We start from the raw sequence: 13852 nt of genomic DNA on the forward strand, positions 1-13852 counted from the left end.
GAATTTATTAAATGAACAAAACAAGACTTGAAGCTTTCAGTGATGGCGTTTTAGCTATTATCATTACTATTATGGTTTTAGAAATTAAAGTACCGCACGGACATGAGTTTGCCGATTTAAAACCGCTTATTCCTAAATTTTTGAGTTACATCCTAAGTTTTATATATGTTGGGATCTATTGGAATAACCACCATTACTTGCTTCATGGATTGTCTAAAGTAAACGGAAAAATTCTTTGGGCAAACATGCATTTGCTTTTTTGGCTTTCCCTTATCCCGGTAGCTACAGGCTGGATGGGAGAACATAATTTTGCAAAGACAGCTATGGCTTTGTATGGTGCTATATTGCTTTTATCTGCGATAGCTTATTTCATCCTGGAGCGAATTATAATTATGGCTGAAGGGAAAAATTCGGTATTGGCAAAAGCAATTGGATATGAAATTAAAGGGATTTTTTCTGCTGTTTTGTATATCCTTGGGATAGCTTTTTCTTTTTATAGCGAATGGATTTCAGGTGCTGCTTATTTCATTGTAGCCCTGTTATGGCTCATCCCTGATAAAAGGATTGAAAAGGTTTTTGCTTCAAAAAATTAATTCACAAGCTGATGAAAGCTGTTTTTCAGTCCATTCAGAATTTCTCTGCAGACGAATTAAATCTTTTAGATGATTTAATTACGTTTAGAACACTCAAAAAAGGTGGTTTTTTACTGAAGGAAAATGAGGTTTGCAACGAAATCGTTTTTATCAAAAAAGGAATTCTGCGTTCCTTTTTCGTTAATCATAAAGGAGATGAAATTACGAATTGTTTTGCTTTTGAAAATGAATTTATGGCATCATTTTCGAGTTTTATAACCGAAGAAAAAGCAGAAGAAAATATTCAGGCTTTGACCGATACAGAGGTGCAGGTTCTAAGTAGGAAAAGTTTGAAAAAGCTGTACGAGTCAGGTTACAACTGGCAGGAAACAGGAAGAAAATTAACCGAAATAGAATTCGTAAACCTGAACAAAAGAATGATTTCGTTTCAGAAATTATCAGGCGCACAACGTTACGAAGAACTTTTTCAGCATCACCAAAAATACCTGCAGTTAATTCCACTGCAATATTTAGCCTCTTATTTAGGAATCACACCCAGACATTTAAGCCGAATTAGAAAAGCGATTTTATAGACTTTAATTTATTCAATTTTTCTGTTTCACGCAGATTTAAAAAGATTTAAGCAGATGATTTGTTTGAATTAATTTTACTGAAAGTTTTAATTATTTTTTAAAAAATCTGCGTAAATCTTTTTTTAGATCAAAAAGCAAGGTGAATCTAATCCAATCTGGGTGAAAAATTAAGTCCCCAGAAAAAACTTGTGATAAGATAGTATCAATATTTTTTCAGGACATTTGTCCAGTAGAAAAAAAACGTCTGATAGTATTTTTGGAAAAAAGATTCCAATGAAAAAAATACTGATTATAAACGGACATCCAAATTCCGAAAGCTTTAATTTTGCGATAACAGAGCAATATCAAAAAGGAGCACTTGCTTCCGGTGCAAATGTAGAAAGCATTACAATTGCATCTTTAGATTTTAATCCGAACCTGCAGTTTGGTTACCAAAAAAGAATTGAATTAGAACCGGATTTGTTAGACTCCTGGGAAAAAATCCAAAGAGCTGATCATTTGGTTTGGGTTCATCCGGTCTGGTGGGGAGGTTTGCCTGCAATCACGAAAGGTTTTATAGATCGTTTGTTTTTACCCGGAAAGGCATTTCAATATCGCGAAAATTCGGTTTGGTGGGATAAACTCTTAAAGGGGAAAACAGCGCATATCATAATGACTTTAGATCAGCCCGGATGGTATTACCGATTGATTTATGGAAGACCAAGTGTGAATCAGTTAAAGAAATGTACTTTAGAATTCTGTGGAATAAAACCTGTAAAAGTAAGTTATATTGGAATCGTAAAAACGGCTAATGAAGTGCAAAGAGAAAAGTGGTTAAAGAAAATTTACGATTTCGGATTAAAAAATAAATAGTTGTATTGCTGGAATTGTAACAATAATAAGCAATAAAAATAGAAATAGGAAATAAATAGTATTAGCTTGGTAAGTCCAATCCAAATGTTGAACGCAACAGTTCAATATTTGGGTTGATTTCTAATAAACGATTGTAGCGATCCTGATCGTTAAGATTTCGTTTGCTTTCAACAGCTTCGTTTACAATAATCTCAATTGTAATATCGTGATTGTGCAAATGGCCTTTCAGATGTCCCAAAAGACCAGGGAGCTGGCTTTCAAAATCTAATTTGGACCCTTCATTAGGTAATTCTAAGGTAATTACTGTACCGTTTAAAGTTGGATCATTAATCAATAATAACGATTCCATAATTTTAGAACCTTTTTCACCAAGGCGCTGTGCATATTTGTTCCATTGCAGCAGCATATCCGTTTCGTTAAATTCTTCTGTAAGCAACGCCGAAGTAGGTTTTACATACAATTTGCTGTTTGCTTCCAGTTCTTTTTTCTTGCGTATGCTTGCCAAAGAAAAAGCAGAAACTTTAGGTTCATCGCTGGAAGGAATGTTATTATTTAACAGTTTTTCGTTTTGTGTTTCAGCCTGTGGAATAGTATGCGAAATTTGAGAGGCTACATTAGCATTGACATTGGATTTGTCATTGTCATTTTTCTCAGTATTTAGACTTTGGCTTTCAATTTTGGACTTTGGACTTTGGACTTCAACAATAGAATACCCTCCGTTTTTAAAATAAACAGGCGGAATTATGAATTGCTCAACTTTTTTTTTTCTCCATCAAAATTGATAGAGGCCAATTGCATCAGGCATAATTCAACCAGAAGACGCTGATTCTGACTCAATTTGTATTTTAAATCGCAGTCGTTGGCAATATCAATTCCTTTTAGTAAAAATTCCTGAGAACATTTCTGGGACTGAACTCCGTACATTTGCTGTGCTTGTTCCCCAACTTCCAATAAAGAAATTGTCGAAGGCGTTTTACTTACCAATAAATCTCTAAAGTGAGAAGCCAATCCGGCAATAAAATGATGTCCGTCAAAACCTTTTGAAAGAATATCGTTGTAAGCCAGTAAAAGCTTTGGGATTTCATTTTCTAAAAGTAAATCGGTAATGGAGATATAGGTTTCGTAATCTAAAACGTTTAGGTTTTCAGTTACAGCCTGGCGCGTTAAATTAGTTCCGCAATAGGAAACCACACGGTCAAAAATTGACAAGGCATCACGCATGGCACCATCAGCTTTTTGAGCAATAATGTGCAAAGCATCGTCTTCAAAATTGATTCCCTGACTTGCAGCAACGTCAGCCAAATGTTCTTTGGCATCTTTTACCGTTATTCTTTTGAAATCAAAAATCTGACAGCGTGATAAAATCGTTGGGATGATTTTATGTTTTTCTGTTGTCGCTAAAATGAATATAGCATGTTTTGGCGGTTCTTCCAATGTTTTCAAAAAAGCATTAAAAGCAGCCGAAGACAACATATGAACCTCGTCAATAATATAAACTTTATATTGTCCGGTTTGTGGTGGAATTCGAACCTGATCAATCAGGTTACGAATGTCATCAACCGAGTTGTTTGAAGCGGCATCCAACTCAAAAACGTTGAAAGCAAAATCTTCATTTGGATCATCATATCCCGGCTGATTTATTTTACGTGCCAGAATACGTGCGCACGTAGTTTTTCCAACACCACGCGGTCCTGTGAACAAAAGTGCAGAAGCAAGGTGATTGCTTTCTATGGCATTTAGCAAAGTGTTTGTAATGGCTTTCTGTCCCACAACATCTTTAAATGTCTGAGGGCGGTATTTACGAGCCGATACTACAAATTGTTCCATATTCTGTTTTATTCGATAGCAAATATAGCGTATAATTAAATGAATTAAAAATTTAAAAATTGAAAGATTTTTAAGTTACTGAATAGGACTAATTTGAGAGATTTATTTAAAATCAATTAATACGATTATAGGAATTGTACAAAACAAAAAAGCATTATTTTAGCCATAACCAAAAATCATTTTTAAATAAACTAACCAACTTTGTAATGGAAAAAATAACTTCTAAAGTTCTTAATCTAAAACCAATAACCTTAATATTTCTATTCATCATAATCCCTTTTATTTCATGTATCGTAACCGGAATTATACAGTTTATTGGTATTTTTGCCAATTTTGAATTTATCTTTCCGCTAATTTTAATTACACTAACTATAGCCGGAATAATTTATTTTGTCTGGGTTTGGGGAGTCATGTATCATATTGAAGAAAAAGTAGCATTAGATAAAAAGTATTTTAAAATTGCCTATTGGATATTCTTCTCTCACGCTTTAATTAGATTTATATTAAGTCTGGAAATGGACATTACAAAGAATCCAATTTTATTAGAAAACACAACCTGGACAATTCTTGAAACAGCAGGAAGTTTTTACATGATGTTTGTGTTTGCGAGTTACATTTATATAAGTTATTTTGTGGGTAAAAAAATCCACTCATTGCAAGAGAACAGCCGTACACATGAACTGCTTTATTTCGCTGCAGCATGGTGTTTTCCTATTGGAATTTCTCTTTTACAGGCCAGATTATTAAAGCAGAAAACAATTTTTGATATCATTTCTAAGTAAAAAAAGGAAAGAAATTAAAAACGTGTTAATTGATTGTAAAACATGTTGTTAGGTAGCTTCTTTTTCATCTTGAAAATTATTTTTTCTAAGATTCATTCCATAAGTGTAATTTGTAGAAAGAATGACATCATTACAGTCAAAATGCTTGATAACTCCATTTTCTTGCAAAGCTACAACCCAACATGTATTCTGATGCATTCCGTAATCGATAAGAAAAATGGCCTGACCAGTTCCAAGCGGTGTTTCTACTAATATTGAAGGTTTTAATTGATGTATCATAATATAATTTTTTTATATAAAAATATAATTGATTAGAAATAAACAAGTTATATTATTATAGAAATGCTTTACAGAATTAATAGAGTATGCTTTAGTAATTTTTGATTTTTAGAATTAAACTACTGGAAACCATATAAATCCTTAACGAGAATAATATAAAATTTTGATCATTAGCCTGTTTAATTTTAAAACAGTTAATTATTAAAAAATAGTGTTATGAAATTCAAATCAATTGTATTAGGAATGAGTCTTACTCTTTCGTTACTGGCTTGCACGCCTAAAGATGCAGATATCCAAAAAGAAATTAATGAAAAATTAGCAGATACACCGGAAGTGCAGGCTAGGGTTCATGAAGGTGTTGCTACCATAGTAGGTACTTGCGATGACGAAGCTTTCAAAAAAAATATTGAACGTTCTGTGAAAGCGGTTAAAGGAGTAAAATCGGTGGTGAATAATTGCCAGATTCCTCAGCCTAATGTAGAACCTGCTGCCGCGGCTGTTATAATTAATTCGGATGCAGAATTAGATAAATCGGTTGGCAAAGTGGTAAAATCCTATGATGGTGTGAGCGCTACGGTTGTGGGTGGCGTGGTTACTCTTTCAGGAGAAATTAAAAGAAGCCAATTACAGTCTTTGATTCAGAGTGTTCAGGAATTGAAACCTCAAAAAGTCGATAATAAATTAATTATAAAATAAAACAGTTATGGGTTTAGAAGAAAAATACAGAGACCTAACCAGTTTGGCTACTGATTTAGGAATAACCGATTTACAGGTAAGAGAGCAGAATAGTGTATTGTATATTGACGGAACAGCAAAATCAGCAGCAGACAAAAATAAGCTTTGGGAAGTGTATGGAAGAATTGATCCTGATTTCAGAGCAGCGGATGCGGTTGTAAATATTGCAGTTACTGAGGGAGTTTCAAGAGAATATACAGTAGAAAATGGCGATTCGCTTTCAAAAATAGCAAAAGCATACGGAATTTCATGGCAGGATATTTTTGAAGCCAATAAAGATATTATTTCAAATCCGGATTTGATACAACCGGGATGGAAATTGAAAATACCAACCCTGTGATTCATTCTATGGTCTGTTTAAAAAAGTCTGTCATTTATGATGGACTTTTTTATGCCATTGCGAGGAACGAAGTAATCACATTGCTGAATCAATTTACTTTTGATCCTGTTTTTTGCTTTGTTTCTCGCAATGACTTAGATTGCTAAATAGTGAAGAACAAATTTTCTTTTGAAACCTAAAGCCCTAGCGCTGATGGGAACGGCATCCTTTTGTGCCCGTCCCGATAGCTATCGGGAGGCAAAAAAGATACAGTGAACAGCAGGAAACAGCTCCTGAAGATTACCTTCCCCTAATGCTTAGATCAAATAAAAATTTAGCGGTTTCCTGATCTGAATCTGCAGAAAAACCAGCTACATACACCCCTTTTTTACCCGTGGTTGATTTAATTCCGTATACAACTGCCTCATCGCCCGGGTCTGATTCCCCTTCGTATCGATACACATGAACAATTTCAAATTTCTCAGGATTTTTTTTAATCGCGTCTGCATTCCGATTAAAATCGCATGTAAATCCTTTTTCATTTAATTGATCTAAAGCCTTTGAAACAGTTGCGTAATGATACATTCTTTTCATAATAAACTGAATTTAAAATTATAGAATCTTAAAGATAACCAATTTGAAATTAATGGATTAAGAAATTGTAAGGAAATCTGAAATTTATATTTTAGCTTCTTCGGTGATAAAGTGTTACTTTTGCCGCGCAGACCGCCTTATCGTCGTTCCGTTTATCGGGAGGGAGGAAAGTCCGGACACCACAGAGAAGCATAGCGGGTAACACCCGTCGGTCTTAGCAATAAGGCAAGGACAAGTGCAACAGAAAGTATGTACAGGTAATGCTGTAGTGAAACCAGGTAAACTCTATGCGGTGAAATACCAAGTATATCAGCATTTAAGAGCTTCTCGTTCGTTGCTGAAGGGTAGGTAGCTTGAGTTCCGAAGTAATTCGGAATCTAGATAAATGATAAGGTATTGTTTCGTTTCGGCGGGACAAGAACAGAATCCGGCTTACAGGTCTGCATTTTTTATATATTTGTGAAAGCTCTAACTCATTTTCATGAATATAAGTACTCACAATTCTTCTTCAAAAACTAAGAAAACACTTTTTTGTTCTGTAATTACTAATCTTACCTTTTGGGTTTTAATTGCCATTATTGCAGGGATTTTGCTCGGACATTTTTCGCCTGAAAATGGTGTAAAAATGGAAGTTGTTGGTAAAACTTTTGTCGATATTATCAAACTTTTTATTGGCCCAATTATATTTTTAACGATTGTTTTGGGAATTTCCGGTATGGGGAATCTTAAGAAAGTGGGACGAATTGGTGTAAAAGCTTTGGCTTATTTTGAGGTTATTTCGACCATAGCGTTGGCAATTGGCGTAGGAGTTGCGTATTTTTTTCAGCCAGGCAAAATTGATAAATCGGGATTGACTTTGCAGGATGCGAGCAAGTACACGAATCATGCGGCAGAAAACTTCTCGTGGCTGCAGTTTTTCTTTTCTAATTTCACGCTTCAGGTTCTTTTGGCTGCTATTGTTTGTGGTATCCTTTTGAATTTTTATAAAAAGAGAGAGCAGACGATTTTGGTTTTGGAACGTTTTTCAAAAGTTGTTTTTACCGGATTAAAATATGTGATGTATCTGGCTCCGTTTGGGGCTTTTGGCGGTATGGCGTATACGATTGGAAAATTTGGTTTGGAGACTTTAATTCCCCTTGGGAAATTGATGTTATGTGTTTATCTGACTATGGCTTTATTTGTATTTTTGATTCTGGGGAGTCTTTTGAAATATTACAAAATCAATATCCTGTCGATTTTAAAATACATTAAAGAAGAACTTTTACTGGTTCTCGGAACTTCATCTTCTGAGGCTGCTTTACCAAGTATTATGGTAAAACTGGAACAAATGGGCTGTAGTAAATCGGTTGTAGGATTGGTAATTCCTACGGGCTATTCATTTAATCTCGACGGAACATCAATTTATCTTTCGATGTCAGTTATTTTTCTCGCTCAGTTATATGATGTGCATTTGAGTTTTTTTGAAATCCTGACCGTAATCGGAATTCTGATGATTACTTCAAAAGGTGCTGCGGGAGTAACGGGAAGCGGATTTATTGTTTTGGCTTCGACTTTAACGGCATTGCATAAAATTCCGGTTGAAGGACTGGCTTTCTTATTAGGCGTTGATAAATTTATGAGCGAAGCCAGAGCAATAACCAATCTGATTGGAAATACAGTCGCAACGATAATAATTTCAAAAACCGAAAGGGATTTTACAGAGCTGAATCTCAATCCTGTTAGCGAGGAATAAAGATTTTGTTTTTATAAATACACAAAGCGCCATGCTTTAATACGTTTGTATCTGCTTAAGCGCTTCGTGATTTAAAAGTGTGGTATTTAAAATCTAGGATTCGTCTTTGGTTGTACGTACTAAACTAATTCCCGACATGAAAAACACAATACCGAGTATTCCGTAAATAATCAGTGATTTAATATCTCTTGTTTCGCCTGATGTGCCGGCAAATATAACTGCTGTATAGATTAAGCCTACAATACCAAGAATGGTAAGTAATCCTCCGAAAAATCGTTTAAGGTTCATAATTGTAATGTTTATTGGTTCATCACAAATTTATCTTTAGAATTGTTAATTGTTGTTATACAATTGTTTATGAAATTTATATGATTTAAAGGAATTTTATTTGCATTTGTATCAGATAATATTGTAAGATTTTATAGACTCACGTTGTTTAAATACTATTTTTGCCTGCTATTAATTTTAGAGTCAGAATGAAAAAAAGCATTTTTATATTTTTTATCTTATTTAAAGTCTTAAATAGTAATGCGCAGCAAGTGCGACCTTTTGCCGGTATAGGAGGTTTTGTTCATTTGTATTCATTTGAAAAAGATTTACAATCATCACCTGCTATTAGCCTTTCTGCAGGAGTAGAATACAAAGCGACAGGTTTTTTATTACCGGAAATAGAAATAAATTATATGTATGGCAGGTATAAGAATAAGGTAGATTCAAGTGATTTGGATAATATTTTAAATGCTTCAGACAGATCATTTTCTGCTGTGAATTTTAGTTTCTCCCCTAAAATACTTTTGGGAGATTATGATGATCCTTCCAGTAGTTATATACAAATCCTTCCAAAATATATGTATTCATTAATTAATGTTACAGAAACTAATGGTAATAACACAATAGGCTCTCCTCTTACCGAAAGAAATTTAGCAGTTTCAACCCATAATTTTGGACTGGGGGTAGGAGTTGTTATTAATTTCGATACTTGGTATTCAAATTCTTTGGCAATTAACCTTTGTTATAATACTATTCGTGTTTCGAATTCTTTTGATGAATTGAATCCAGGTAAAGAACCAACAGATAATATGGGGGTTTATGGAATAGAATTTAAATACTATTTTGGAGTCAAAAGACTTAAATAATATGGTTTTACATTTAATATGCTGTTTATATGAACAGAATTTGTTCTCTTAGAGAATTTTACTTTGGGTTGGGTAATCGGAAAATAATTTAGTAATATCATAAAACCTTGACGAATCAAGGTTTTTCTATTTTAAATTCCAATCCAATATTTCGAACACTTTCAATACTGATTTTTGGATCTGAATTAAAATATTTTCTGAGCCTGCTGATGAAAACGTCCATGCTTCGACCAGAGAAATAATCGTCTTTTTTCCAGACAGACATTAAAATTTGTTCTCTCTTTAATAACTGGTTATGGTTTAAATATAAATATTCAATAAGGGATGCTTCTTTCTCGGTAAGCTGCTGAACGTGATTTTTATTATTGAGGGTTAAACGTTCGTTGTCAAAAATATAGGAACCAATTTCAATAGTATTATTTTCGTTTAAAGTTCTTTTTTGCTCTATTCTCTTTAGTATATTCTGTAAGCGGAGAACCAGTTCGTCGACTTCAAAAGGTTTCGCGATGTAGTCGTCTGCACCCAGTTTCAATCCAATGATTTTGTCTTCTTTTAATTTTCTTGCAGTTAGAAAAATAAATGGAATGTCCGGATTGATTGTAATTATTTTTTCGGCTAATGAAAATCCGTCCAGTTTGGGCATCATTACATCAAAAACACAAATATCAAAAGTTTGGTTTTTAAAATAGTCTAAAGCTATTTCGCCATTTTCTGCCCAAATCACTTCGAATTGATGCAGTTCTAAATATTGTTTTAGAATCGCAGCAAAATCAAAATCGTCTTCGGCTAAAAGTAATTTTTTCAAAATAAGGTGATTAAGCTTTTAATAAAATAGTAAACAGTGTTCCTTTCCCTAAATCACTAATAACGTTAACAGAACCCTGATGCGCTTTTATGATTTGATCTACATAATACAAACCTAGGCCAAGGCCTTTCGTATTATGTAGATTGCCTTGTTCAACACGATAAAATTTCTCAAAAAGAAGCGGCTGTTTGTTTTTTGCAATGCCAATTCCGTTATCTTCAATACTGATAGAAAACTGCTCTTCAAATTGTTTTGTTCTTATAACAATCGTATTCGAACCATATTTTACAGCATTTTCCAAAACATTTAAAATCGCCGTTGTCAAATGAAATTTGTCTAAAATCAGATTTGTTTTTTGAGTTTCAAAATGAGTTATAATCTTTATTTCAGGATAAGTGATTTTAAAATCGTTTACAATCGTTTGCAGGAAATCTTCGGTTTCAATTTTTTCTTTTTGTAGTTCTATTTCATTCTCAGCAAGAGAATTAGCCATAACCTGATCGATTAAATTTTGAAGACGATTGTTCTGACGTGAAATTGTACTGACAATTGAATTGAAATTTTCATCGTTTTCACGAATGTTTTTCTGTTCTAAAATTTTTGTAGAAATACCCAAAGTAGCCAAAGGTGTTTTGAGTTCGTGGGTAATATTGTTGATAAAATCCGTTTTGACATCGCTGACCTTTTTTTGTTTGATTAAAGCTTTAAGTGCAATTATAAACAACGTTATCAAGGTAAGAATTGATAATAAAGATAAAACCAGAATAAAGGTCATTCGTCTTAAAATAATCATTTCCCAATCGATGACAGAAACGTACATTGAATCTTCTGTCAAAAGCTTATACTCCTGATTTTTAAAATTTCCATTTGTTGTCCCTACGTAACTGCGAACCAGAAAAGCATGATTTAAAGACGCTAAATTGCCGTACAATTTATTTTGGATAAAAGGCTTTTCAGAGAAAATTGTATCTGCCTTTTTTGTGTTTTGGTATAAAATGAATTTATTGAGAATTATGGCGAAATCAATTTTGAAATTAGGAAGATCCCTTTCGAATTTTCGCTGAATTTCCTGCGTTAAAGCACTTTGATATTCATTTCGTAAAACTTCATTTTTAATCTCTAATCTGTTTTTCCTGCCCAGAAAATAAGTCTCTGATAAATTTTTATAAAGTGCCTCTTTTTTAGAAACTAAAACAGAATCAATATCACTGTAATTATTCGTAATCTGCGCAATTTCATTTTTGATCTGTGTATGGAACTGTGCCACTTTATAGTCGTAAGTGGTTTTTACCAAATAACATTGCACTGCTGATAAAACAACAAGGGCCACAACAGAAAATGCTATTAATAAATTGATTCTTTGTTTCATACCATTCGAAATACATTCGCAAAAATAGCGCTTTTGTGCTACATTTTGCCCTTTAACCCTGCATTAACCTCCAATTAACTTTCCGAATAGTTTTTTAGAAGCATTTTTGCATCTCAATCTAAAAATCTTTATAGAATGAATGTTTATCTGCCCTTAAAACTGCTCATATTATTGTTGCTCTTTTTTCTTTCTTTTGCAGCCAAAGCCCAAAATGAAACACCGAAAGACAGTATTTCAAATAAATTAAACGAAGTTGTAGTCACTCAAAACAAAAAGACTTTTACAAATACAAATGGAAATATTAAGGTTGATGTGGCTAATTCAGTTTACAATTCAATTCCAAATACAGTCGATTTATTAGCCAAATTGCCAACAGTTCAAATTAGTTCTGACCGCGAAAACATTTCGGTTATAGGTAAAGGCAATCCGCTGATTTATATTGATAATCAAAAAGTAGGCATGAATGATTTGAATGTTTTGGCTGTAGCCGATATCAAAACGATTGAAATTATCCAGAACCCGTCTGCAAAATACGAAGCCGAAGGGCGCTCAGTGATTTTGATTACAAGGAAATTCAGTAAAAAAGACAGCTTTCAAACCGAAATTTCTGAAGTAGCTTCATTTAAGAAAAATTACAACAATTATCTCGGATTTAATTCCAGTTTAAAAAAGAACAAACTCGAATGGAAAGCCAATTTTAATTACAACCAACTACAGTCCTGGGAAAGTCATAGTATTGATTATCAGATTCAAAATGCTGACATAGTTTCAAATTATGATGTGGAAGCGCATACCAGGCGTAAGCAGTTTATTTTTGGAGGAGCTATGTTTTATAAAATAAATGAAGACGATTATTTTTCGGTAAACTTTAGCAGCAAATTGCAAAAAGATACTTTTCCTATCCATACAGAAACCTTCAACAAAAAACAGGATGTCGAAAATAATGTTTTAACATTAAGTGATAATGACAGCAAAAAGAATTTTGTAAATTCATTTCTGAATTATTCCAAAAAGATAAAATCCATAAATACACAGGTTTTTACCGGAATGCAATATTCTAATTTTGATCAGGGTTTATGGAGCCTTGTAGAGAATAATTACAATGAAACTCAGTTTGAATTAGCTCAGGATCGTGATCAGAAATTTAAGGTAAATGTTTTTTCCGGAAGAATTGATATGGATAAGAAATTTAAAAATGATGCAAAATTAGAAGTAGGAGGATTATATCTGAATGCAGATTCAAAATCAGATTTTGCTGTTTTGGATTATCGAAATGATGAAACAGAAATAAGTCATTATGATTTTAAAGAACAAAATACGGCGTTATATTCGCAATTTTCAGGAAAAGTTAAAAAGATAGATTTTTCGGTTGGTTTTCGTGTTGAAAATACAAATGTAAAAGGCAAATTCCAGTCAGATCTTTTGCCATTGATTGATAAAAATTATACCAGTTTTTTTCCGAAAGCACAGTTAGCATTTGCAATTGACAGTGTAAAAAATATTAGTTTTAATTATGCGAAAAGTATTTTGAGACCCAATTATTCGTCTTTAAGTCAGGGAACAACCTATATAAATCCCTATTTTTTATACGGAAGAAATATTAATTTGGATCCAACTTTTACTGATGAGATTTCGTCCACTTTTCAATATCATGATAAGTCGGTCAGGCTGAGTTATTATCAAAATAAAAATCCTGTTTATAATAGTTTTAGTTATGATGAAGATAACTATATCATGACTTTTCAGGAAGTAAATTTAGATAAGGAATCGGGTTTGAATCTGGATTTTGAACTTCCATTCAGTTATAAATTCTGGTCTACAAACAATTCAATAGTTTTTGTTCTGGAAAAAATTGAAGATACTTCGGCAGTATTTTTAGCTTCTAAGCCCTATATTTATTATTATTCGAATAACGAATTTAAATTTCCCAAAGAATATACTTTTGTTTTGAACTGGTGGGGAGCAACAAAGCAAAGCAAAGGCATTTTTGAACGAGGTGCCAATTTTGTAATGAATATGTCTGTTTCTAAAAAAATCAGAAATTGGAATTTTACTGTGAATTGCAATGATATTTTTAAAAATTCAATTTATAAAGAACACTTCACAATTAATGAAGTTAACTCAAAAGCAAAATATTTGGTTGATGCCCGTGAGATTTCAATTTCAATAAAATATTCCTTTGGGAAAATAAAAGAAACGGAATTTAAAGAGAAAAGTATTGATGAGAATGAAAACAGGATTAGATAAAAAACAAATT

General features: G+C 32.9%; 16 protein-coding genes and 1 other RNA gene. 10 read left to right on the forward strand and 7 right to left on the reverse strand.

Features of this window, described 5'->3' with window-relative positions; translation table 11 throughout:
- The first annotated feature begins 11 nt into the window (after window positions 1-11).
- The 3 genes from DMB68_RS03830 (at window position 12) to DMB68_RS03840 (ending at window position 2017) form a co-directional block, all read left to right on the forward strand.
- On the forward strand, window positions 12-593 hold the full coding sequence (locus DMB68_RS03830) for a TMEM175 family protein (RefSeq protein ID WP_110345333.1): 582 nt from the start codon (window positions 12-14) through the stop codon (window positions 591-593).
- Window positions 594-604: 11 nt separating this feature from the next.
- Entirely contained in the window at window positions 605-1165 is a 561-nt protein-coding gene (locus tag DMB68_RS03835; protein WP_110345334.1) for a Crp/Fnr family transcriptional regulator, read from the forward strand.
- Between the two features lie 273 nt (window positions 1166-1438).
- Window positions 1439-2017: an NAD(P)H-dependent oxidoreductase gene (locus DMB68_RS03840; protein WP_110345335.1), complete on the forward strand. Its 579-nt coding sequence runs from the start codon at window positions 1439-1441 to the stop codon at window positions 2015-2017.
- A 61-nt stretch (window positions 2018-2078) separates the two neighbouring features.
- Here DMB68_RS03840 and DMB68_RS03845 read toward each other — a convergent pair whose 3' ends face one another.
- Together DMB68_RS03845 and dnaX are read right to left on the reverse strand one after the other, a co-directional pair.
- Window positions 2079-2522, reverse strand: coding sequence for a DNA polymerase III subunit gamma/tau (locus DMB68_RS03845; RefSeq protein ID WP_231131576.1), 444 nt, complete (start codon window positions 2520-2522; stop codon window positions 2079-2081).
- Window positions 2523-2758: 236 nt separating this feature from the next.
- Window positions 2759-3844 carry a DNA polymerase III subunit gamma/tau gene (gene dnaX, locus DMB68_RS03850; RefSeq protein WP_110345336.1) on the reverse strand — a complete coding sequence of 362 codons (1086 nt, stop codon included), beginning with the start codon at window positions 3842-3844 and terminating at the stop codon, window positions 2759-2761.
- A gap of 206 nt (window positions 3845-4050) precedes the next feature.
- Between dnaX and DMB68_RS03855 the strand changes: the two genes are divergently transcribed.
- Window positions 4051-4626, forward strand: coding sequence for a hypothetical protein (locus DMB68_RS03855; protein WP_110345337.1), 576 nt, complete (start codon window positions 4051-4053; stop codon window positions 4624-4626).
- A gap of 48 nt (window positions 4627-4674) precedes the next feature.
- Here DMB68_RS03855 and DMB68_RS03860 read toward each other — a convergent pair whose 3' ends face one another.
- On the reverse strand, window positions 4675-4905 hold the full coding sequence (locus DMB68_RS03860) for a hypothetical protein (RefSeq protein WP_165830090.1): 231 nt from the start codon (window positions 4903-4905) through the stop codon (window positions 4675-4677).
- 216 nt (window positions 4906-5121) lie between these two features.
- Between DMB68_RS03860 and DMB68_RS03865 the strand changes: the two genes are divergently transcribed.
- Both DMB68_RS03865 and DMB68_RS03870 read left to right on the forward strand, forming a co-directional pair.
- Window positions 5122-5601, forward strand: a complete 480-nt coding sequence (locus DMB68_RS03865) for a BON domain-containing protein (RefSeq protein ID WP_110345339.1) — start codon at window positions 5122-5124, stop codon at window positions 5599-5601.
- 7 nt (window positions 5602-5608) lie between these two features.
- Window positions 5609-5980, forward strand: coding sequence for a LysM peptidoglycan-binding domain-containing protein (locus DMB68_RS03870; protein ID WP_110345340.1), 372 nt, complete (start codon window positions 5609-5611; stop codon window positions 5978-5980).
- Between the two features lie 279 nt (window positions 5981-6259).
- On the opposite strand, the gene DMB68_RS03875 is transcribed toward DMB68_RS03870, so the two are convergent.
- Window positions 6260-6553, reverse strand: coding sequence for an SH3 domain-containing protein (locus DMB68_RS03875; protein ID WP_110345341.1), 294 nt, complete (start codon window positions 6551-6553; stop codon window positions 6260-6262).
- A gap of 124 nt (window positions 6554-6677) precedes the next feature.
- Between DMB68_RS03875 and rnpB the strand changes: the two genes are divergently transcribed.
- An RNA gene (gene rnpB, locus DMB68_RS03880) (RNase P RNA component class A) lies at window positions 6678-7004 on the forward strand.
- Window positions 7005-7034: 30 nt separating this feature from the next.
- Window positions 7035-8285 carry a cation:dicarboxylate symporter family transporter gene (locus tag DMB68_RS03885; RefSeq protein WP_110345342.1) on the forward strand — a complete coding sequence of 417 codons (1251 nt, stop codon included), beginning with the start codon at window positions 7035-7037 and terminating at the stop codon, window positions 8283-8285.
- A gap of 93 nt (window positions 8286-8378) precedes the next feature.
- Here DMB68_RS03885 and DMB68_RS03890 read toward each other — a convergent pair whose 3' ends face one another.
- Complete coding sequence (locus DMB68_RS03890; RefSeq protein WP_008467912.1) at window positions 8379-8573, reverse strand: hypothetical protein; 195 nt, start codon at window positions 8571-8573, stop codon at window positions 8379-8381.
- Window positions 8574-8761: 188 nt separating this feature from the next.
- Here DMB68_RS03890 and DMB68_RS03895 point away from each other — a divergent pair, with 188 nt between their 5' ends.
- Window positions 8762-9421, forward strand: coding sequence for a hypothetical protein (locus DMB68_RS03895; RefSeq protein WP_110345343.1), 660 nt, complete (start codon window positions 8762-8764; stop codon window positions 9419-9421).
- 115 nt (window positions 9422-9536) lie between these two features.
- On the opposite strand, the gene DMB68_RS03900 is transcribed toward DMB68_RS03895, so the two are convergent.
- Together DMB68_RS03900 and DMB68_RS03905 are read right to left on the reverse strand one after the other, a co-directional pair.
- Window positions 9537-10226: a response regulator transcription factor gene (locus DMB68_RS03900; RefSeq protein WP_110345344.1), complete on the reverse strand. Its 690-nt coding sequence runs from the start codon at window positions 10224-10226 to the stop codon at window positions 9537-9539.
- Between the two features lie 10 nt (window positions 10227-10236).
- Complete coding sequence (locus DMB68_RS03905; protein ID WP_110345345.1) at window positions 10237-11595, reverse strand: sensor histidine kinase; 1359 nt, start codon at window positions 11593-11595, stop codon at window positions 10237-10239.
- Window positions 11596-11730: 135 nt separating this feature from the next.
- On the opposite strand from DMB68_RS03905, the gene DMB68_RS03910 reads away from it, so the two are divergent.
- Window positions 11731-13842, forward strand: a complete 2112-nt coding sequence (locus DMB68_RS03910) for an outer membrane beta-barrel family protein (protein WP_110345346.1) — start codon at window positions 11731-11733, stop codon at window positions 13840-13842.
- Window positions 13843-13852: the final 10 nt, after the last annotated feature.

The organism is Flavobacterium hydrophilum (assembly GCF_003202405.1).
Lineage (GTDB): Bacteria > Bacteroidota > Bacteroidia > Flavobacteriales > Flavobacteriaceae > Flavobacterium > Flavobacterium hydrophilum.